This is a genomic window from Clostridium sp. LXY-7, from assembly GCF_056172015.1.
Window position 1 is genome coordinate 357,314 of sequence record NZ_JBLLJL010000004.1, and the last position, 22,796, is coordinate 380,109.

A 22,796-nucleotide genomic window follows, 5' to 3' on the forward strand; every position below is an offset into this window, starting at 1 on the left:
AAATTGAACTATCAAAAGATGATAGTATTAAAGATTTTATATAGAAAATTCATACAAGCATCTTAGAGGTAATTACAAAATATGTTATAGTTAATTCATGATAGTAATAATAAAATGAATTGTTAAGAGAGGTGAAAATAATGATTATACGTTTAGCTCAAATTGATGATGAAGAAAAAATATCAAGGCTAATAGCACAATTTAGAGTTGAGCTAAAAGAACTTAAAGGAATTATATCAACACTTAAAATAGATCAAGCAAAGGAAGAATTTAAAGAGTATATAAAGGCAAAGTATCCTATATTTGTGGCTGAAGATAGTAGTAAGGAATTGTTAGGTTATTTAGTTTGTAGAATTGATGATAGTGTAGTTTGGGTAGAATCCATATTTGTTGATAATAGTGCAAGAAGAAATGGTATAGCTTTAAAATTATATAAAGAAGCAGAAAATATTGCGAATAAATTAGGCGGAGATACAGTTTATAATTGGGTACATCCTAATAATGATAAGATGATAAAATTTTTATCTAAAATGGGATACAATGCTTTAAATCTTATTGAAATAAGAAAGCCATGGAAAAATGAAACATTAGCTCAAAAAATACGTGTTGGAAATCATGAATATAATTATTAATTTTTTAGTGTACAATCTTTTTATATTAGGCTCTGTTAGACTAAATTGTGGATATATACACACTAAAACAGGTAGTCCAATTTGGACTACCTGTTACTACACAAATAAAAAAATTACGAACTAAAGATTATGCTCATTTGGTAATCCATTCATCTTTTAGTAAACCTGTAATATATTCATCTTTAATTTCTCCATCAGCCATACATCTAAACGCCTTTCTCCTCATTCCTTCAATTTTATAGCCAAACTTTTCTTGCATTTTGAATGAAGATGGATTTCCATCAAGAAAACCATTTTCAAGTCTTCTTAACTTTAACTCATTAAATGCAAAATCTATTCTCTTACCAAAGGCTTCCGTCCCATATCCTTGACCATGATATTTTGCATTAATCCAAATACCTCCTCCAGCAATCCCTTGAAACTTGTTTATTTTATCTAAGTTTATACCGCCAATGACTTTTTTCTCAGACTTAAGCTCAACAGCAAAATCATAAGATGTTCTATCTATACCTTTTTTAGCATTTTCAATGCAAAACATAATCCATTTTTCTGCATCTTTTTTTGTATAAGGATATGGAACAAAAGCAAGCCATTTTGAAACTTCTATATTATTTAATCCTTCTATTAAATCTTCCACATCATTTTCATTCCATTCCCTCAAAATTAATCTTTTTGTTTCTAATGTCATAATATCACCTCTTATCCTTTGACATTATATTATATAAATGTTCTTTACCACGCAATAAATTACTATTAAGTATTATTCTATATAAACATTATACTACTCTGCACTTGCATATAGCAGAAATGAATATGCGGTATTTTTACGTCGTATTTCAAAGAAAAGATACAACAAGATATATAAACTTTAAGCGGGGAAATAATGCTTTTTGAAAACTTAATAATACGATATTAAAAATATATTTAGTATAGCATTATATTTTTAAGTATGATATTCTATACTAATGCCCAATTTTACAGTTTGGGTTACTAGAAAAAGGAGATGGTTGATATGATACCAATAACCCATAAAAGTTTTATAGATAACTCGATAAAACTTTTAAAAGATGATTTAAGAATTGTAGGAATTGCAACAGGAGGATCATACATTACAAATGAAATGGATGAATATTCAGATGTTGACCTTATTATTGCGATAGATGCTAACTGCTATGAAGAAGTAATGAATGAAAGACATGAAATAGCAACAAAGCTAGGTACATTATTATCAGCTTTTACTGGAGAGCATGTCGGAGAGCCACGACTTTTAATCTGCTTATACGGTCCAGAATTGCTACATGTTGATTTAAAGTTTGTATCAATAAATGATATAGCACGAAGAGTTGAAGATCCTGCTATCTTATGGCAAAGAGGTAATTGTGTGTCAGAGGCCTTAAAATTAGAGAATGCAAAATTTCCAATTCCAAAATTACAATGGATTGAAGATAGATTTTGGCCATGGGTTTATTATGGAGCAACTAAAATGGGTAGAGGAGAAATCTTTGAAACTATAGAATTTATATCTGCATTAAGGCAAATAGTAATAGGTCCATTGATATTGATGAAAAATGGAAAACTACCAAGAGGTGTAAGGAAAATAGAGTTTGATGCTCCGAATAGCGTAACTTTATTGAAAGAGACCATACCATCATATAATGTTGAAAGTTGTATAAAATCATTGAATGTAATAATACAAATGTATTTAGAACTAAGGGAATACTTTATAACTGAAGATTTTGTAAAGCGAGTAGAAGCAGAAAAATATTCTATAGCTTATTTAAATAAAATAGCCCATAAGATTAAAGAGTCAACAGAAATTGGTGATGAAAAAATATAAACAGATTGGAAGATATTAATAAGCATTTAATAATTGAAAATCTTTATATAAGGCGTAACACATCATATAATTAAATAATTTATTCATAATACCGTATTATTCAACGTGAATATGCGGTATTTTTGATTTGCAATTTGATTAAAGGGTGCAACAAAATATATAAATATTAGATACGAAAATGATATTCTTTGAAAACTGAATAATACGGTATTAGAAATATGGATTACCTAATTTATGAAATATATGGATGAATATTCAATATTATATGATATAATTTTCTTAAGTTAATTCTACATTGTAGGATATTACGATTTAAGAATGTTAAAATAATTTAGTATGGTAGGGGAAAATTATGAATTCAATCACTGAATTTTATGAGAAGTATGACGAGGAAAATAGACTTACAAGAGATAATGCTAGAAAAATAGAATTTACTATTACAACTACTATTTTAGACGATCAAATAAAACCTCACTACAAAATTCTTGATTTGGGTGCTGGTGCAGGCGCATATTCATTTTATTATGCTGAAAAAGGAAATGAAGTAGTAGCTACAGATATAACACCAAAACATGTGGACATTATTAAAGAAAAACTGAAAGAAAAAGATAGTGAAATTAGGTTATCAGCAGAAGTAGTGAATGCTATAAACTTAAGCAAATATGAATTAGAGAGTTTTGATGTTGTAACCTGCCTAGGACCAATGTATCACCTTAAAGCTGAAAATGATAGAATAAAGTGTATTCAGGAAGCCTTAAGAGTATTAAAACCTGGTGGCATTTTAGCAATAGCATATATTAATAAGCATTACATAATTCATGTAGTTATGGCACATCTAAAACAATTTTTTACACCTACATTTATAGATGAAGTATTAAGCTCAGGTATAACTAAAGAAGGTGGAATTGAGTGCTTTTTACCAGTTGGATTCTTTACATCACCTACTGAAATTGAAGCATTTATAAGAAATTCTAATATTGAAGTTACGGATCATGTAGCTACTGATGGCTTATGTTCATTGTTAAGGGATAATATAAACGAGCTAAACGAAGAACAGTATGAGGCATGGAAAAAGTATATACTAATCAGCTGTAGAGAAAAAAGTATGTTAGGAATAAGTAATCATGGACTGTTAGTATGTAGGAAGAAATAAAAAGTATTTAACCACAGAGATATTGATACACAATTTTCTTATTTGGCCACGTAAAATTAAAACTTACGTCGTTTTTCTAAAAGATTGCATCACATTAAGTTACTTAGGAGTGATTAATTTGAGTTTAAATAACTATAGAGATGAAGCAGGGAACTTTCTAAAAAAGATAGGTGGAACCAATAAATGGCTTGAAGAAGAGTTTAATATATTAAAAGCATCAATAAATGAGCCAAGCAAGTTGAATCATCAAGTATATGATATGCTATTATATAATTAAATGACTTATTCATAGTACCGTATTATTCAACGTGAATATGCGGTATTTTTTGTTTGCAATTTGATTAAAGGGTGCAACAAAATATATAAATATTAGGTACGAAAACGATGTTCTTTGCTATGAAAATAGAACAGTTTTTATTTTCATTGGCAGCTGTGAAGTAAGTCATGATTCGTTGAAAATTGAATAATATAATATTTACAAAATATGTTACAATTAATTCACCATAGTAGAAAAATATGAACATCTTGATATGTAGGAAGGAAGCTGTTTATGAAAATAAGAAAAGCAGTTGGTGCAGTTATATTTCAAAATAATGAATATTTATTAGTTCATAAAGTTAGGGATGCTAGCATTAATGAAGATATTATTGGGTATTGGGATTTTCTAAAAGGTGGAATAGAAGAACTAGATAAGGATTTAGAAGCAGCAGTTTTGAGAGAATTAAAAGAGGAAACAGGTTCTACTAACTATAGAATAGTTAGTAGGTTTAATAAGAAGATTTGTTTTTCATTTCATAAAGATCATAAGTATGACATTCAAGAAACGGTGATGTTTTATGTGGAATATTTGGGTAATAGAGGAGAATTAAAACCACAAGATAAAGAAATTGATGAAGTGAGGTTCTTTTGTAAAGAAGACTTAATGAGAATTTTACATCATGAAGAAACTTATGAATTTTTAAATAAAGCATTTAATGAAATTATTTAGTACGTAATTTTCTTCTGTGTAAATAATGGTACATAATGGTTCTTGATATATTATTTGGATAAATATAGATGTATAATGGATATTGTAATAAAGATAAAAAGCAATAGGTAAATGGAAGGTTAGTAATTTTATGGTCAATTTTGAAATTTTTTCGAAAGAAATTAATGAATATGATTTAGGTGATGGATATACATTACAAAGGAACATTAGTTATGACATGGCTAAACATTATGCTGTGTATAGTGAATTACCTAAATATAATATGTTTTTTAGGAAAAGCTTTGATGTAATTCTTCCTAAATTTCAAGAAGACGAACAAGGCGTTTTTTGGATATTGAAAGATGGGGTTAAAATTGGTGGAGCTTGTATAGAACCTAACTGTATGGGTGATATATTCCTTATACTTCCTTATAAAAATGAGTATGAGATATTAAAGAGACTTAAAGAAATATTAATTTATTGGTCGGATGAAACTACAGATATTTGGGCCTTTGGAGGCGATTCCGCACAAATTAATAATTATGAAGCTTTAGGCTTTATAATTGATGAAAAAAGTCGTTGAATGATAAGACCAACTGAAGAGTTGAATATAAGTTTTAAGGATAATTTTTATGTAGATCTACCAAAAGAAGAACATATATTAGAAATGGCAAATCTTATAGCTGAAGCACGTAACAATAATCCAAGATTAGAGGATGGAAATGCTGAAAGAACTGCTGGTTGGATAAAAGATTATTATTTCGATGAGAATCCATATGCAGCTTGTTTGCACAAAGCATCTACCGCTGTATATGATAAAGAAACTAAGGAGTTAGTTGGTGTATGTTTAATATCCTTATGGGAAGAATGGCCATTAATTGGGCATATAGCAGTTAAACCAAGTTATGGAGGTAGGGGACTTGGAACTAATATGATTAAAAAAGCTCTATCAATCTTAAGTGAAGAATTTGCAGTTCTTAGGTTATATGTAACCATAGGAAATAAGGCAGAGGATTTATATTATAACTTAGGTTTTTTAAAGGGAACAGAACAGGTATCTATGAAACTAAAAAAGTAGTATGTATACGAATTTAAAATATTAATGCTAAATGAGGTATAAGCAATGATAAAAACAATTTATAGATTTGAAGAAGTAATTGATTTTGCATGGGAATTAAGTGAAAATGATTTGCATGCTAGTTATCCAAGAAGAAGATCAATGAAAGAGATTGAAGAAGTTATTGAAAGAGCTATCAGTTCACATAATAGAAATATAGTAGCTTGCTATCATGAAAATGTATTATATGGAGTTTGTATTTACTATTGGGAATGGGATGAAAAATATGCATCAACAGAAGCATTTTTAATAAGAGAAGATTATGAGCAAGTTGCAGAAGAATTGATTGGTTATATAAGTAAACAATTACCTGAATATAAACTATTAATAGGTGTGCCTTTTTCTAATAAAGATTCAAATCAATTTTTTAAGAAAAAGAATATTGAATGCATTGAATCTAGTATTGATACCAGGTTATATAATTTAGAATCACGTATGAATCAAAAACATGATCATGTAGAAAAAATTACTGAAAGCGATTTTAAAGAATATGCTAAATTTCATGATAAATATGCTATTCCTTTAGGAATGTATTATAATAGCAAAAATTTGCAAAAGGATATAGAACGCTTTCGAATATTTGCTTTTAGGCAAGGTAAAGGGATTCACGGAAGCATTTTTGTTAAGGCATTAAGACACCCAAAAGAAAAAGAAGTTTTTGGATTATTTGTTGATGAAGAATATAAAAATAATGGTATTGAAAGTATCTTAATCAATGAAATGTTAATGCAATTATATAATGAATTTGGTACATTAAAGGAAATTGTATATTTTATTGATGAAGATTGTACTGATGAATTAAATTCAGCTTTGACTGCAGGTTTTGAAATTAAAGATAAATATAGATGTTATAAATGTATACTTTAGGTCATTAAAACCTTATTTAACTACTAAACTATAAAATCGAATAATTTTTCTAAATGCCGTATTATTCAAAAATGAATTTTATGGCATTTTTATGTTGCAATTCAAAAATAGAACAGTTTTAATTTTCATTGGCAGCTGTGAAGTAAGTCATGATTCGTTGAAAATTAAATAATGTGGTGTTTACAAAATATGTTACAATTAAGTAGCAATGTGGAAAATTATGAAATATTATCAAATAATATAAATAAAATTTTAGGAGGTTTTATCGTGAACGATAGTTTGACAGTAACAGCAGATTTGATAAATGACAAGGTGAAATTTTCAGGGGCATCACGTTATAATCAGGAGATAATTATTGACTCTATGGATGGTGAGGGATATACTCCACTTGAACTATTTCTTATGAGTCTGGCAACCTGCAGTGGAATGACATTAGCTTTATTGCTTAGGAAGATGCACAAGGATGTATCTGAATTGAAAGTAATTGCTTCAGGTGAAAGAAGAGCAACGTATCCGACATACTTTAAAAGTATACATTTAATATTTGAACTTGAATCAAAGGACGTACAGACAGATGAGATTGAAGGAACCATAAAACTAATGGAAGAATCGTTATGTCCTGTTTGGAATATGGTAAAAAGTAATGTTGACATAAGCTGTGAGTATAAGATAATATGCCAATAAAAAATAGAAAGTGTGTGATTTTATAAAAAGTAATAAACTTTTCATAAATTAGTTAACAATAGTAATTTTTTACGTCACAACTGAAGAAAACGAATAATTTACTCAAATACCTCATTATTCATAAATTGAATTTTGGGGTGTTTTTATTTCGTATTACAAATATAAGATGCAACAAAATATATAAATTGTATAGATGTATATTTAGTATTATATGATATAATTTTCCTAAAATTAATTCTGATCTTAAAATATTACGTATTAAATGTAATATAGGTTAATATGAAATTGGCTTGGATTATTATATTAACCAAACATTTTCTGTATGAAAATAGTTGCGACAATAACCTGTATTTTAGATATACTTTTTCTTGAAATGAGGTTTTTATATGGATTGGCTAAAAAGGATGAATCGTGCATTGGACTATGTTGAGGGCAATCTAACAAATGAAATTGACATGAATATGGTGTCTCGAATGGCATTATGTTCATCTTATGATTTTCAAAAAATGTTTTCGTTTATAACTGAAATATCACTTGCTGAATATATAAGACGTAGGAGACTGACTCTTGCAGCCTTTGAGATTCAAAACAGTGATATAAAAATAATGGATGTTGCTTTAAAGTATGGTTATGAATCACCTGTTTCATTTACCAGAGCATTTCAGGCGTTGCATGGTATAGTGCCATCATTGGTGCGTGATGGGGGAGTTGTACTTAAAGCCTATCCACGAATATCCTTTCAAATTTCTATTAAAGGAGAGAGTGAGATGGAATACAGAATTGAAACAAAACAGGCTTTTGATATTTTTGGAATTGAGACTATGGGGTCTTCAATTGGAGATGAAAGATATCAAAGCCCTGCTCAGCTTTGGCAAGAGTGTCACAAAAATGGACTGTATGAAAAGTTATTTGAGGACTCAGGCAATTTACCATCGTTTATTTCACAGGATTTATGTAAGATTCATGGTGCAGTAAACTATAGAAAAACAGGAGAAAATACATTCCCTTATATGCTTTGTTCTTTTGTAGGTAAAAATAGTAATACAGAAGGTTATAGTATCGCTCATATTCCAGCACAAACCTATGCTATTTTTCCATCTAAAAGATTCCAATGGGATGAAAATTTAGCAGGAATTCTAACTACACTGCAAAGAAGATTTTATACCGAATGGTTACCGACTTCAAATTACGAAAAGATTGAAGGTGTCGAATTTGAAATTTATGGTGGAACTCGTGAATATGGTTACATTGAATTATGGTATCCAGTAGTAAAAAAATAGGCTAAATAATTTACACTTTTAAAGTTTTTAATGAACATTTTTCTTAGAAGGCGTAACACACTATATAATTAAATAGTTTATTTATAATGCCGTATTATTCAGAAATGATATGCTCCCCTTAAGGTAGACAGATTAAAAATAAAAATCTGTTGCTTGAAAGAAGAGCATTTTTGTGTCCAAAAGAACTAAATATACATTAGAGGAAAAATACGAAATTTTGAAGTTCTACAAAGATGGAATGGGTACTGTACATGATACTTGACCAGGTCAATGATAATATGAAATATTTACTTCGTTATATTCTTAATATTATATGGTATAATTTTCTTAAGTTAGTTCTACATTGTATTATTATGCGCAATAAATATATTAAGGAGTAGATAATTATGAGTGAGATTTTCGATATTTCTTATAATGACATTGATATCATCAAGAACCTTTGGGAAAAGAACAGGTTGTATCATCAGAATAGTTCAGAATACTTTAAAGAATCATATCAATCTATTAGATTTGATGAGAGAATAAAGGCTTTTTATATGTTTAATAAAGATACAATGAAAATAACTGTGGCTAAAAGTAATGATAAATATATAGGATATTGTATATCAACCATAGTGGATGGAACAGGAGAGCTTCAATCACTACATGTTAGTGAGAGTAATCGAGGTAATGGAATCGGGAGGCAACTTGCATCCAAACACATAGAATGGATGAAGGAAATGAATTGTAAAGTGATTGGGGTAACTGTGTCCCAGGAGAATGAATCAACGATATGTTTTTATAAGAAGCTTGGATTTTATCCTAATACCTTATATATGCAACAAAAATAGAAAAGTTATAAATGAATTACTTATAAAAACATCCTATTATTCTGAAATTGAATTTTAAGGTATTTTTATTATGTACGATTGATTTTAAATTAGGATTCTTCACATTTTTCTTAAAGGGCATAACAATTATAATTAAACAATTTATTCATAATACCGTACTATTCAGGATGAATTTGCGGTATTTTTACGTTGTCCTACAAATATAGGAGGAAGTAAGTTTATGAATATAAGAAAAATAATAAATGTAATGACAGTAACAATTCTCGTACTGTTAGGAATTAAATTTTAAAATATTTATGATTTAATGATAGCAATTGTATGGATATATATTTTTTTATTGGAGGATAAGGTTTAAATACTAGAGGACAAATTAGAATCTATAAGGTTGGTGAAATAAGACATCTAAAAGAAGTTAGCACTGAAGATTTGAGTAAAGAGTTAAGTAATAGATTAGAAGCTTAATTAAAGCCATAGAATACATAGATATGTAGCTTATGGCTTGGTATGTAACTTTATTTAAGGTGCATTAATTTTTTGATTTCCTGATTCATGTATGTCAATAATATCTACTGATATTCCATCGGTAATTACAGTAACATGGTAATATCCAAAGGGAGGCTCAAAAGGAGGAGTAGAATAGGTATTAATATATAGTTTAATTTCAAACTTATTATTTGGCATAGATTTTATTGACATAACAGATGTAGTATCATAGGAAAATTTATTAGCATTAATCTTCTCTTTAGTAAAAGCGTCCTGTACATATGGTACAAGAAAAGCAATAATAACATCATTTCCAATAGTTTTGCCAGGTGGTTTTGTATTAGTGTGTTTATTATTTATATAACTATTATAAGTATTTTTAGCTAATACAGGAGCAGCATGTATAAAACATAAATTTAGTACTAGTGCTAGTACTAAGGTTGCCATATTTAATTTTTTAGACATAACATCACCTCTATTTTATGTTCTGCATTACAATAAAGAATTATTCATAGTCATGAGCTAGATGTTTTTGGCAAAAGATTTGATTTTAGAAGAAAAATTAATAATTTACATTATTTAATCTAAATTATAATCACTTAATAATTAAGTTGAGTGGTTTTTTATTGCAATAAATCATCAATATTAATGAAAGTAGGCGAAAAAAATGAGGATGTATACCTTTTTAAAAGTATAAAAATAGTTCTTATAATGAATTATTGCAAGGACTAAAATAGTAAAAAGAAAATTATAGTATCAAGTGATGTGTGATTAATATTTACGTCGATTTTCATTTAAAGGGTAACCGTTGCATAAAGGATACATTAAAACCAGTTTGCAAGATAACTTTTATATTTGGTATAATATTCCTTAATGGTAATTATATCAGCATTGTAAAATATTGAAATTTAGATTTATTGAAGGATGATGATGGTATGAAGCTTAACTTAGATACTATCTCTCCGTATAAACTTCATGAGTATGATGAGCGATTATCATAGAATAATGAGAAATTTTTATATGAGGCGGTGGAAGTTAAAATCTACGTTGCTTTTGCAATATATTTAGAATTAATTTTATGAAGATTTAAAACAACAAAAGGAGAGATTATGATTATGGAATTTCAAGAAGTAAAAATAGAAATATATGTTCCAGAAGAACATATAATAAAATTAAGAGATGAACTTAATAAAGTGGATGCTTGTAAGATTGGGAATTATGATAATGTTATTTCTATAACAAATGTAAGAGGATATTGGAGGCCTTTGGGGGGTTCGAACCCTTTTAATGGCGAATTAGGCAAAGTATGTTATGGAGAGGAATGTAAGATTGAAATAAGGTGTAAAAGAGAATATGTTAAGAATGCCGTTAAGGTTATTAAAGAAATTCACCCTTATGAAGAACCATTAATTAATATTATTCCAATTATAAATGAACTATTTGAATAAAAATTAAATACTTAGCAATATTCCAAAATTATGATGCAATAGTAAAGCTACGTATAGATATTAAAGTGCAATAACTAAAATAGTTATATATTAAATTAATGTAGTTAAAAAGAGGGAATAAAGATGAGAAAAAAATTAAAAGTTATCTTTTTATGTCTAGTAAGTTTGATAGTAATAATACTTCTGACATTTATACCTACGCTAAATTTAAAAACTACAAATATGGTAGAACTTACAGATGAACATTTTATAATTTTTTATGAAAAGCAAGATGAGGATGCTGCAATTGATATCAGTAATAGGTTACAAAAGGGATATAGTTATATTTCGGAATCAGCAGGGATAAGTTCTAAATATAAAACCGAAGTTTATCTTTATAATAATCAAAATAAGCTTCATATGAAGAAATATGGATTAATTGGTAGAGTATTTGCCCCAGACTGGTATATTGGTGATAACATAAAAAATAAAGTTATTATTGTTTCTTCAAATTCTCCAGGAAAGAAGAATAATTATGAATCTGTTGCAAACGCTGCATTACATGAATATGTTCATACATTGATGTGGAATATTAATCCACAATTATCTAAATTTTTAAATGAAGGTATGGCAGGATATGTTTCAGGAAATACAAAGCCAAATTATAATTTTGATAAAATTCCATCTTATGAAGATACAAAAATAACTAATCCAATTACTTTTGGTAATAATGGTATGTATCCAATTTCATATACGTATATTGAATTTTTGGACAAAACATATGGTATGAAAAAGATATATATGAAGAATGGCTGAAGTTTTTAAATGAAAACTATTTATAATTAAATTCAATAGCTGCAAAATTAAATAGTATCTCAAGATATCGTGCTATTCAGAAGTGGATTTCACGGTATTTTTATTTTGTAATTTGATTGTAGGATGAAATAAGTAATAGAAATATTCATTGAAAATTGAATAATGCAGTGTTTCAAAATTATTAGAAGTTCCATATAGCTATAAAAATATATATGGAATATGGTATAATTTTCATATCAATTAAGTTGGAGTCGTAAAATATGGCGAAATATATGAAGGTGAGATATTAATATGGAGTACATGGGAAATAAAGAATACTGGGATAAAAAATTTTACAATAGGAGTGATAATCCATTAAATCCTGAAAAATCATTGGTTGAAAATATAAAATTCCTTAAAAGTGGTTCTGTTCTTGATATAGCTTGTGGAGATGGCAGAAACACATTGTTTCTGATTGAAAATGGATTTGAAGTAACAGGAGTTGATTTCAGTAGTAAAGCACTTGCTCGTTTGAAAATGTTTGTTAAAAGAAACAATTATTCTGTTAAGACAAAAGAAATAGATTTAAGTATGTCCAATTCATTAATGACTATTGGAATATTCGATAATATTTTAATTAATCATTATAGATTAAACAAGGAACAACTTGTAGATATAGAGAATCATCTAACTGATGATGGCATTTTATTTATTTGCGGTTTTGGAGATAAGCATAAAGTTGACTCAAAAATCAGAGAAGATGATTTAATTCATCCAACTGACTTTAAAGATATAAATAAGTCATTTGAATTGATTAACTATATTGAAAATAAAGATGATAGAGGATTTTTTGTTACTTATATTTTTCGTAAGAAGAAAAGTTAATACTTCATATTCTTATTTGACGAACTAAATAATATTCTTTGAAAATTTAATGCTCAGGAAAGTAAAGATATTATCCCTGAATATGAATTTTCAATAAATAGTTATACTTTTAAGGTTGTGAATGGAAATGGAAAAAGCAATACCCAATTTCCAAAATCCTTTGGTATGATTGGAACATCTGAAGAGAAAAAAAGTATAGCATATTTGTATTTTTATGATACGGATTTAGATTATATTGGAGGAGAAGATGACGGATACCCTATGGCTAATTTTGTTAAGGAGCATTTTGAATACGATTTTTAGTCATGGGTTATTCATATTATGAGCATTATAATTATGATATTGAGATATATTCTTTTTATAAAGCGTAACACATTATATAATTAAATAATTTATTCATAATGCCGTATTATTCAACGCGAATATGCGGTATTTTTGTTTCGTCCTATAAATATGATGCAACAAAATATATAAATTTTAAACGCGGAAATAATGTTTTTGAAAACTAAATAATATGATATTAAAAATATACTCTGTATAGATATTTATTTGGTATTATATTATATAATTCAAAAATATTAGTTGGTATGTTGTGAAATAATTCAAATTACTAGATAAAACTTATAATTCATAAATTTCCATTGGATGAAGGGGAGAAGTAAATGAAGAAATTAAATACTTTGGGAGAAAAAATAAGTGGTGGTTTTAGAGAAAGAAATAGAGCTGCAGGTATAGTGTTAAATGATAAAAAAGAAATGATTCTAATGAATTTAACAAACATGTATTTTCATATGTTACCAGGTGGTGGAGTAGATTCAAGAGCCTAATTTTATGCCAGATGAATTAGAACAAGGGTATCAAGTAGAATGGTACTTAATAGATAATGCTATAAAAATTCTTGAGGAAGAAAATGAGTACGAAGAATACATAAAGCAAAGAGAATTAGTAGCAATAAAAGAAGCAAAAAAATACTTAGAGGAAAATAATTTATAATTTCAACTTCATCCAACAAAGTCGCGTAATTTGTTGCTATATTAGAATTTTATATAATACCAAGCTCTAGGAGAAAAGGACTTGGAGTTAAAGGTTATGTCATAAATTAGTGTTGAGTTTTGATATGCTCTTTTAAACATAGTATAATAAGCCTATATTTATAGAGTTGGAGGAACATTATGAGCATAAAAATGATACATCATGTTTGTATTCAAACAGAAAAATATAAGGAATCCTTAGATTTTTATACAAGAATTTTAGGATTTGAGATGGTAATAGAAACCCCAAATTTTCATAAAAGAGACTTTAATACATGGCTACGATTAGGAGATTTTATGATTGAGCTACAAACAGCTAAAAAAGGACAAGAGTTAAATCAATGGAACTCTTTGAACGAAGGAATTGTACATATGTGTTTTTTAGTAGAAAATGTGCAAGAGGAATATGAAAGAATTAAAAGTTTAGGATATACAAGATTTAAAAATAAAAATGGAGAAGAGATTTATAAAGTAGAAGAAGGATATTTATTTAAAGTCAAAGCACCAGAAGGTACTGAGATTGAAATGAGAGATATACTGATATAAAATTCATTTTTATTCACGTAAATTTATACTATTAAAATTGTTCAATAAATAAAATTTTTACTTATGAAGAGGTTATAGATATGATTAATAAAGAGATAAAAGTAATAATAGCTGCATGTGCAATTTGTACAGGAGTAATGGCAGGTACAATAAACCCAAATGTAGAGATTAGTGGAAGGCTAGATAATATCAGTGACGTATACAAAAATCTCGATTATAAATATGACAAGTTAGATACACAAGATAAAGGATTAGCTAATGAAATAGTTGATATAAACACTGATATAGATAACTTAGTTACTGAAGCTAGTAAAATAGATCACCAAATTGATCCATTTAAAATAGATAATCTTTCAGGGAAAGTAATTCCAGTAGAATTAAACCCATCAAAAGTAAACTATTCTGTTGTAAAGTTATCAACCAATAAATTACCATACGATATACTCGCAAATAGTTCAAATTCCATAGGAAAATACGTTCCACCTAATTTAACTATTGTTAAAGTATGGGGTCAAAGGAATAATTATCTAGATAATGTAGTAGCTTCTCATATGGAAAAAATGTTTGCAGATGCAAAGAAGTCTGGGATAAATTTATACCTAGTATCTGGATACAGAAGTTACAGCCAACAACAGACTGTATGGAATAACAGCGTGAAAACACACGGAAAAGCTCATACAGAAAAGTATGTTGCATACCCAGGAAAATCTGAGCATCAGACAGGTTTCTCTGCTGATATAACTGGTGCCAGTTATAAAGGATTAGAAGAAAGATTTGACAAAACAAAAGAATATAAATGGCTATCAGCAAATGCTCACAAGTATGGATTTATTTTAAGATATCCGAAGGGAAAATCACAAATAACTGGATATGAATATGAACCATGGCACTATCGATATCTAGGCGTGGAATTAGCTGCTCAAGTGAAAAGCTCAGGTCTCACATATGAGGAATATTTAACAAGTTTAGGTATAACTTATGCTAAAAATCCAGCTCATATAAATCAGCTGTATAAAGAGGCTTATGATGCTACACAAAATGCCCTATCAAATAAAAGTCAATATTCCATAAATCTAGCTAGGGAAGCAATAATTAAACTTAAAGGAACTTCTGTAGAAAGTTGGGCAATGACTGAGTTTTCTAAGCAAGTTGATACAGTTCAGCACCCTTATTTAGTAAAGATAGTGAATTCTATAAACAAAGCTGAAGAATCTTTACTACAGAGAGATATTAATGAAGCTAGATTAACTATTGATAAAGACCTTCCAGATGTATGGAGATATTCATATAGCTCAGGTATTGATAAAATACAGCAGAAGATGATGAATATAGCAGCAGACTTATTGGACAAGGCAAAAGCTTCAAATCAAGATGAAGATATTCAATCAGCTAGGAAAATGCTTCTAGATATATCAACTGCTTCAAATAATGATATCAGCAGATGGGCAATGAATTTATTGTCTCAACTAACCGATGATAGTAATCCCATACTTGAATCTATGGAAATAAACTCTGTGACTAATGATAATTTATTGAAGGATTTATATGTCTTATATTAGATTATTTCACTATCTTATACTTTGTATTCCCAATTTCAGTATAATTAATTTTAAATAAAAGAGACCATGATTAAATTCATGGTCTTTTAATTGTTTCAATAGCTAAATATTTTATATATCATTTTAAAAGTAATTTATAGTATATACTGTGCGATTTAGGTTATAAAATAATAATAAAGATTTTGAAACAGTTATGATATAAGCTGTAATAAAAACAAGCATATATTTTAGAGGCTTTGTTTTAATATAGTTCTAAAATCAACAATCGTTTAAAACAAAGCCTTTAAAATATGTTAGGACGGTGAGCTAATGAATAATACATATAAAACTCATTGGAAGTTTATACCTATAATAATGATATTGATAATACTAATAATAGTTCCTTTCTCAATAATTTTTAAAGAAAGCAGTGAAATACAACCAACTTTTGTAGTAGAAAGTAGTAATAATGATATTATTCCAAAGCCTCTAAGTTATGAAAAAGGTGAGGGTAAATTTATGATTACAAAAGATACTTCAATTTATGTAAAAGGAAATACTGAAGCAGAAACAGAAGAAATTACTAAGATTGCAGAATTTATAAAAGGAAAACTAAAGGCTTCAACAGGTTTTGAATTAGATATTATTAAAGCAGATAATGTTCCAGCTGGTAGTATTTATTTAACTACTGTAGGCTCAGAAGAAGAGCAAGGGAATGAAGGCTATAAGATAATAAACACTCCCGAAAATGTTAAAATTATAGCATATAAGCCAGAAGGGATTTCAAGGGGAGTTCAAACCTTAAGACAACTATTGCCAGCAGATATTGAAAAAGATACCGTAGTTACTGATGTGGAATGGAGTATTCCAGCTTCAACAATAGAGGATAAACCCGAATATGGTTACAGGGGGTTAATGATTGATGTGGCTAGACACTTTTTTACTGTAGATGAAATTAAACGTCAAATAGATCATGCAGCGGAGTATAAAATAAATAAAGTTCATTTACATCTTAGTGATGATCAAGGGTGGCGTTTAGAAATAAAAAAATGGCCAGACTTAACTACAATAGGTGGAAGTACAGAGGTGGGGGGTGGACCTGGAGGATACTATACACAAGAAGAGTTTAAAGATTTAGTTAAATATGCAGCTGAAAGATATGTAGAAATAATTCCTGAATTTGATATGCCAGGCCATAGTAATGCAGCCTTAGCCTCTTATGGATTTCTAAATGAAGATGGTAAAAAGAAACCTTTATATACAGGTACAGAGGTAGGATTTAGTTCTTTAATGACGCATGATGAAAAGACCTATGAATTTATTGAGGATGTAATTAAGGAAGTCTCTGAGATATCCCCTTCGAAGTATATTCATATAGGAGGAGATGAAGCAGATAATACTAAAAAAGAGGATTATGATTATTTTGTAGGCAGAGTAGCTAAAATAGTTGAGAAGTATGAAAAAACTCCAATAGGTTGGGACCCAATTGATACATCTCCAGAAATAAATTCAAGTGTAGTATTGCAGAATTGGAAAGATTCAAATGAAGCGGCTAGAGAAAAAGAGATGAAAATGATTATTTCAATTGCAAAAAAGGCTTATTTAGATAGGAAATATAATGAGAGCACGCCATATGGATTAGCAGGTGCAGGTTACATTTCTGTAGAGAGTGCATATAAATGGGACCCCACTGATTATGCTCCAAAGGAATTAATTTTGGGCATAGAAGCACCATTATGGACAGAAACCATTGAGGATACAAAAGCCATGGATTATATGATATATCCAAGGTTATTAGGCTATGCTGAAATAGGTTGGGCACCTAAAGAGGATAGAAATTGGATTGAGTATAAGAATACATTAGAGAAACAAGGGGAAAGAATGAAAAACCAAGGAATAAATTACTATACAGGTAGTCCAAAACATAATGGTAGTACAGCATGTGTAACAGATAAAATTATAGAAGGAATGAAAGTCAACAATATTAACATCAAGAAGTATATACTGGGAGAAATGAATATAAAGTATTGCAAAGGAATAAATATTTTAAAAAATTAAAGTCGCAGGTTTTGTTATACCTGTGACGTTTTTTATTGTTTCATGATAAAAAATATAGAGTACATATGTTTCTCATCTATAGGTGATATTTGCAATTTAGTCTAAATTTTACCCTCTTAATGAGTCAATATATTATATTATAAAAATACTATGTAGTCAATGTACATTTTGAAAAAACATGAAAAATCATATTTACAATAGCTAACACATCTACACTATATTTTAAGACTTCTCATCTGTTTGAAAGATTTCAAATGAATACATATAATTGATCTTGTAAATTACTGGATTTATGAAATGGGGGAGAATTATGTTATCAAGGTTATTAGATTTAAGATTAAGTGACAAAAAACAATATGGAACTAAAGCAAGTGTATTAGGAGAATTAATGAAAAGTGGGGAACAGATTCCAAATGGGATTGCCTTGTCTTCAGAGTTTTTTATGAAGTATCTTAAATACAATAATTTTCATTATAGCACTCAAGACTATTTGGGCTATAATAAGGAAATCTATAATTTTATATTAAATGGAGAGTTTTCTCCTGAAATGGAGACAAATATCCTTCGTTTTTTTAATACTATACAGAATAAAGAAATTCAAGGGAAATATGCAGTAAGATCTTCTGCCTTGTGTGAAGATAATGATATATATAGTATGGCAGGTATGTTTTCTTCATTTATAAATTTAAATTCTTTTGAGGAAATTAAAGCTTCTATAAAGAAGTGTTACGCTTCCTTATTTAAGGATAAAGTTATAGCATATTTCTTAAATAATAATTTAAACTTCGAAGAACTAAAAATGGGTGTAATAATTCAGCAATTTGTTGTAGGCGATTATTCTGGAGTTAACTTTTCAGTGGATACTATTGATATGGATAAAGACATAATGCATATTAATGCTGTAAAGGGATTATGTGATGATTATGTTAGTGGTAAAGTAGGTTCGGCATTTTATAAAGTTGATAAAAAAACAGGAGAGATATTAGAGGAAAGAATTCCAGAAAATTTTATTGCTCCATCAAAAGACATAATAGACAGTTTATATGAAGTCACTTTAAAAATAGAAAGAATCCTTGATAAATATCAAGATATAGAATGGACTATTAGAAATAATAAAATTTATATACTTCAAGCTAGACCTATTACAACCTTTAGAATTAAGGAGTTTGAATATACATGGCAAAAGGAAGCTGAAGGTAATTATACCTGGTATAGAGAATGTGATAAGCCTTATGAACCTTTAATTAATGAACTGAGCCTAATACAAGGTGAGGCTTTAAATGAAGGATTTTATGCTACAGGCTTTCAAGATTTTTATACAGAATATTGTGTTCAAAATGGTTACTTCTTTTATAGAGATAAGGAAATGGTAAACAGGGAGGTGCAGGAACAAAACTTTCTAACTATGCTAGATGAGCTGCACAGTGAATATAAGAATATATTTCAAGATGTCATGTTGCCAAAGTTATTGATATTTAAAAAGGAGCTAGATAAATATATATCAAGAGAGCTATTGCCAAGAGAAGCTTTGAGATTTTTGGAAGAATCAATAGAACACATGAAATTTCTAGCTGCAAATCATGAGCCAGTTACTCATGGATGTGATTATATAGATAATTTTATGGAACACTGTAAAAATATAAACAATAATTTTAATGTAGATGATTTTTATGATTTGATATTTAATGTTAGTATTTTAAATAAAGAGAGAGAATTTTATATTACCATGGCTAATGAGGTGAATTCAAATATGATTTTAAAGGAAATGTTTAAGGATTGCCCTTATGATGAACTTTTATATGCTAGACTTAAGAAGATTCCTGAAAGCAAAAATTTACTACATTTAATGGAAGAATATATAACTCTGTTTGGAATTTGTAATTTAGATAGCGATGTTAACACTTCTCATCCCAGAGCTTTATTAATGGAATTACCTTCTAAAATAATAGGGCACATACGAGGATTTTTAAATCTTAATATTGAAAATTTTAAAGCTTCCATAGAAAATTCTTTAAAAAATAAAAGCAGAATTAAATCCAGTATATTAAATGCATTAGATATAGAAAAAAGGCAAGACTTTTTAAATAAACTTAGTTTAGCTGAAAGGGCCTACTTAGCAAGAGATAATCATCATTATTACTTTGAACGTATGACAAAATCATATCTACGCTTAGCCTTGGTAGAGGTTGAAAAGATATTAATGAGTAATAAGCAAATAAAATTTAAAGAAGATATATATTTTCTTACGCTTAATGAAATTAAAGAGGGATTATTAAAAGGTAGTGATTTTAAAAATCTTGTAAAGGAGAGAAAGCAGCTATTTAATTATCAAAAGAAATTATTTGCACCACCTACTATTGGAAAAGAACCTGCTCAAAATGCAGATTTTATAGATGAAAATAATGAACAGGGTAAAAGTGAATTTAGAGAAGCTAATATAATTTTAAAGGGACTTTCAGGATTAAGAAGAAAAGTTACTGGAAAAGTCAAAATTGGAATACCTACTTATCTAGATGAGGGCTACATATTGGTAGTGCCATTTACGCGATGTGGAGAGCTTGAGAACATAATTAATCATGTAAAAGGCATTATTGTAGAGATTGGTTCACCTTTTGAGCATTTAGGTATCCTTGCCAGAGAAATGAATATTCCGGTTATATATAATGTTAAAGATGTAATGAGAATTCTTAAAGATGGAGATGAAGTTCAATTAGATGGAGTTTCAGGTGAAGTTAAAATAATAAAAAAGAGCAAATAGAAACTAAATACAACAGAAATAAATAAGTAGCACTATTGGGTTAATAGTGCTATTTTTTATGATGTAAATTCATGCTTTAATAGTTGAAACTATAATTCATGGGGAAATAATTTCAATACAAGTAGAGTATATAACTTAAATAAGTAAATAGGCGATTATGTGATACTAACGACTATTATTTATTAATACATCAATGTTAAAACGCTTTTCAGGGCCTTTATAGCGTGGATACTTTACTTCGTTTTTTGTGCCTTCACCAATAAGGACTGCAGATTTAGGACACTGACTATAACAACGCAAACACAAAATGCAGTTATGTCCAAACTCATAAGTATTTCCACATTGTTTTATGTTATTTATGGGACATATACGCTGGCATTTGCCACAGTTGATACAGCTCATTGTATCAATTTTAAATTCTTCACTTACCGTATCAATCAACTTATCAATATGACTTCGCTGAAAATTACCCAAAGCATAGCCTAAAATATTTTTACCAATGATGTGCCGTTGGTTATTAGTGATTGTAAATGCTAATTTTTTAACCTTTATCAGGGATTTTTGATTCAGCTTATCAACACGGTGATCGTTCTTAGGTTTATAAAATCTGAATTTTGGTGTATGAAAGTTATTCATCATCCTAAAATGCATTGCTTGCTCAAGATTATAACCTTTTTCAATAAGCATTTGGCCTATGTGATAAGCAGTATCCCCAGAGGCTAATGCGTGAGTGGCAAAGATGCTGACGGATTGATCTTTAGCTGCATTTGGAAGCTGATGAATAAAATTAACCATGAGTCTTGGAGCTGTTGAGCCATATACTGGGAACCCTAATATAATATGATCCGTATCTTTAACCTGATCTAGCACATTTTCCGTGGTGAGTGTTTCAATAGAATAACATTGAACTTGATGTTTTTGTTCTGTTAATTGTTGTTGGAGTGCATTTGCTATCCACCAGGTATTACCTGTGCCGCTAAAGTAATAAATAATTATGTTTTTCATTCCATAACCTCCTAATATTTACTATCCTGACCATGAAAATTGTTAGCTTTTATGCTTCTAAACTAAATCATATTCATTGATAACTGCTTCAATGAATAGATCCCAAGCCATTTGAGCTTGTGTCTGATTACCATGTATCAAATAGTGCATGCCGATGCCATCTAAGCTCATATAGATCAGATGTGTTAAGGTTTTTAGGGTATCATCCTCTATAGAGTTATTGCAAAGGCCATGTAGTTTACTATAAAGCAATGAACTAAATTGGTCAGAGCAATTGTTTACGATTTGCTTTAAATGTGCATCGTGCATACTAGCCTGAAAAAGGCTTACAAAGGCTTTATAGATGATTATGTGTTGTTTATTAATTGAAAAGCTAGTTGTACCAAGGGCTTTGAGATATGAACGTACATTGTCATAATGTTCCTCTTGTATTGGATTAATGATATTATCATATAATTTTTCAAGAACCAGTGCCGGGATGTCATCCATTTTTTTAAAGTAATGGAACACTGTACTTTTGCTGAGATTAACAGCATTAGCTAATTTTGATGCACTCAATCCCTTAAGACCAGATTCACTAATAATCTGCATAGCAGCATATAGAATACGATCAGCAGTGGAGACATTTGTAGGAACTTCATTATTTATCATGGTATCACCTCTCTTATGATAATTTTATTGCAAATCGAACGATCGGTCAATGAAAATTTAAATTTCTTAAATGTATAAGTTATAATTAAATTTCTACATTATACAAATGGGTTTAAATAATTAGAACTTCATATTATTCCTGACCTCTGTGTAAGTTCAACTAGAGATTCATTTGCTTAGCATGAATCTAAGTTTCCTACAAATGGTATTCACAGGAATAATATGAAGTTCAATTTAAATGATTTATAAAAG

At 28.8% G+C, this 22,796-nt stretch carries 25 protein-coding genes; 21 read left to right on the forward strand and 4 right to left on the reverse strand.

Annotated features, from left to right (window positions below):
- Positions 1–140: 140 nt before the first annotated feature.
- On the forward strand, positions 141–632 hold the full coding sequence (locus ACI48Q_RS14895) for an N-acetyltransferase family protein (protein ID WP_474919906.1): 492 nt from the start codon (positions 141–143) through the stop codon (positions 630–632).
- Between the two features lie 133 nt (positions 633–765).
- Here ACI48Q_RS14895 and ACI48Q_RS14900 read toward each other — a convergent pair whose 3' ends face one another.
- Positions 766–1,320, reverse strand: coding sequence for a GNAT family N-acetyltransferase (locus ACI48Q_RS14900; RefSeq protein WP_474919907.1), 555 nt, complete (start codon positions 1,318–1,320; stop codon positions 766–768).
- 324 nt (positions 1,321–1,644) lie between these two features.
- Here ACI48Q_RS14900 and ACI48Q_RS14905 point away from each other — a divergent pair, with 324 nt between their 5' ends.
- From ACI48Q_RS14905 to ACI48Q_RS14950, 10 genes are all read left to right on the forward strand, one after another.
- Positions 1,645–2,469, forward strand: a complete 825-nt coding sequence (locus ACI48Q_RS14905; protein ID WP_474919908.1) for a nucleotidyltransferase domain-containing protein — start codon at positions 1,645–1,647, stop codon at positions 2,467–2,469.
- A 352-nt stretch (positions 2,470–2,821) separates the two neighbouring features.
- Positions 2,822–3,622, forward strand: a complete 801-nt coding sequence (locus ACI48Q_RS14910; protein WP_474919909.1) for a class I SAM-dependent methyltransferase — start codon at positions 2,822–2,824, stop codon at positions 3,620–3,622.
- A 118-nt stretch (positions 3,623–3,740) separates the two neighbouring features.
- A complete protein-coding gene (locus ACI48Q_RS14915) occupies positions 3,741–3,899 on the forward strand; it encodes a hypothetical protein (protein WP_474919910.1) in 159 nt (52 codons plus the stop codon).
- A gap of 273 nt (positions 3,900–4,172) precedes the next feature.
- Positions 4,173–4,610: an NUDIX hydrolase gene (locus ACI48Q_RS14920; RefSeq protein ID WP_474919911.1), complete on the forward strand. Its 438-nt coding sequence runs from the start codon at positions 4,173–4,175 to the stop codon at positions 4,608–4,610.
- Between the two features lie 130 nt (positions 4,611–4,740).
- The gene (locus ACI48Q_RS14925; protein ID WP_474919912.1) at positions 4,741–5,172 is read left to right on the forward strand and encodes a hypothetical protein; all 432 of its coding nucleotides are present in this window, start codon (positions 4,741–4,743) and stop codon (positions 5,170–5,172) included.
- The gene (locus ACI48Q_RS14930) at positions 5,173–5,667 is read left to right on the forward strand and encodes a GNAT family N-acetyltransferase (protein ID WP_474919913.1); all 495 of its coding nucleotides are present in this window, start codon (positions 5,173–5,175) and stop codon (positions 5,665–5,667) included.
- A 45-nt stretch (positions 5,668–5,712) separates the two neighbouring features.
- A complete protein-coding gene (locus ACI48Q_RS14935; protein ID WP_474919914.1) occupies positions 5,713–6,573 on the forward strand; it encodes a hypothetical protein in 861 nt (286 codons plus the stop codon).
- Positions 6,574–6,840: 267 nt separating this feature from the next.
- Positions 6,841–7,257, forward strand: a complete 417-nt coding sequence (locus tag ACI48Q_RS14940; RefSeq protein WP_474919915.1) for an OsmC family protein — start codon at positions 6,841–6,843, stop codon at positions 7,255–7,257.
- 386 nt (positions 7,258–7,643) lie between these two features.
- On the forward strand, positions 7,644–8,537 hold the full coding sequence (locus ACI48Q_RS14945; protein WP_474919916.1) for an AraC family transcriptional regulator: 894 nt from the start codon (positions 7,644–7,646) through the stop codon (positions 8,535–8,537).
- Positions 8,538–8,923: 386 nt separating this feature from the next.
- Entirely contained in the window at positions 8,924–9,367 is a 444-nt protein-coding gene (locus tag ACI48Q_RS14950) for a GNAT family N-acetyltransferase (protein ID WP_474919917.1), read from the forward strand.
- 516 nt (positions 9,368–9,883) lie between these two features.
- Here the strand turns inward: ACI48Q_RS14950 and ACI48Q_RS14955 are convergent.
- Positions 9,884–10,315 (reverse strand): DUF3888 domain-containing protein, encoded by a 432-nt coding sequence (locus ACI48Q_RS14955; protein ID WP_474919918.1) that lies wholly within the window; start codon positions 10,313–10,315, stop codon positions 9,884–9,886.
- Positions 10,316–10,965: 650 nt separating this feature from the next.
- Here ACI48Q_RS14955 and cutA point away from each other — a divergent pair.
- From cutA to ACI48Q_RS15005, 10 genes are all read left to right on the forward strand, one after another.
- Entirely contained in the window at positions 10,966–11,298 is a 333-nt protein-coding gene (gene cutA / locus ACI48Q_RS14960; RefSeq protein WP_474919919.1) for a divalent cation tolerance protein CutA, read from the forward strand.
- Positions 11,299–11,421: 123 nt separating this feature from the next.
- Positions 11,422–12,093 (forward strand): hypothetical protein, encoded by a 672-nt coding sequence (locus ACI48Q_RS14965; RefSeq protein ID WP_474919920.1) that lies wholly within the window; start codon positions 11,422–11,424, stop codon positions 12,091–12,093.
- 291 nt (positions 12,094–12,384) lie between these two features.
- Positions 12,385–12,957, forward strand: coding sequence for a class I SAM-dependent methyltransferase (locus tag ACI48Q_RS14970; protein ID WP_474919921.1), 573 nt, complete (start codon positions 12,385–12,387; stop codon positions 12,955–12,957).
- 117 nt (positions 12,958–13,074) lie between these two features.
- Entirely contained in the window at positions 13,075–13,260 is a 186-nt protein-coding gene (locus ACI48Q_RS14975; protein WP_474919922.1) for a hypothetical protein, read from the forward strand.
- Positions 13,261–13,619: 359 nt separating this feature from the next.
- On the forward strand, positions 13,620–13,784 hold the full coding sequence (locus tag ACI48Q_RS14980; RefSeq protein WP_474919923.1) for a hypothetical protein: 165 nt from the start codon (positions 13,620–13,622) through the stop codon (positions 13,782–13,784).
- Positions 13,785–13,788: 4 nt separating this feature from the next.
- Positions 13,789–13,950 (forward strand): hypothetical protein, encoded by a 162-nt coding sequence (locus tag ACI48Q_RS14985; protein WP_474919924.1) that lies wholly within the window; start codon positions 13,789–13,791, stop codon positions 13,948–13,950.
- 179 nt (positions 13,951–14,129) lie between these two features.
- Complete coding sequence (locus ACI48Q_RS14990) at positions 14,130–14,534, forward strand: VOC family protein (RefSeq protein ID WP_474919925.1); 405 nt, start codon at positions 14,130–14,132, stop codon at positions 14,532–14,534.
- An 80-nt stretch (positions 14,535–14,614) separates the two neighbouring features.
- Positions 14,615–16,093, forward strand: a complete 1,479-nt coding sequence (locus ACI48Q_RS14995) for a M15 family metallopeptidase (protein ID WP_474919926.1) — start codon at positions 14,615–14,617, stop codon at positions 16,091–16,093.
- A 309-nt stretch (positions 16,094–16,402) separates the two neighbouring features.
- Positions 16,403–18,130, forward strand: coding sequence for a family 20 glycosylhydrolase (locus ACI48Q_RS15000; RefSeq protein ID WP_474919927.1), 1,728 nt, complete (start codon positions 16,403–16,405; stop codon positions 18,128–18,130).
- 310 nt (positions 18,131–18,440) lie between these two features.
- Entirely contained in the window at positions 18,441–20,888 is a 2,448-nt protein-coding gene (locus ACI48Q_RS15005) for a PEP/pyruvate-binding domain-containing protein (RefSeq protein ID WP_474919928.1), read from the forward strand.
- 165 nt (positions 20,889–21,053) lie between these two features.
- Here ACI48Q_RS15005 and ACI48Q_RS15010 read toward each other — a convergent pair whose 3' ends face one another.
- Together ACI48Q_RS15010 and ACI48Q_RS15015 are read right to left on the reverse strand one after the other, a co-directional pair.
- Positions 21,054–21,893, reverse strand: a complete 840-nt coding sequence (locus ACI48Q_RS15010) for an EFR1 family ferrodoxin (protein WP_474919929.1) — start codon at positions 21,891–21,893, stop codon at positions 21,054–21,056.
- 57 nt (positions 21,894–21,950) lie between these two features.
- Positions 21,951–22,544, reverse strand: coding sequence for a TetR/AcrR family transcriptional regulator (locus ACI48Q_RS15015; RefSeq protein ID WP_474919930.1), 594 nt, complete (start codon positions 22,542–22,544; stop codon positions 21,951–21,953).
- Between the last annotated feature and the right edge of the window lie 252 nt (positions 22,545–22,796).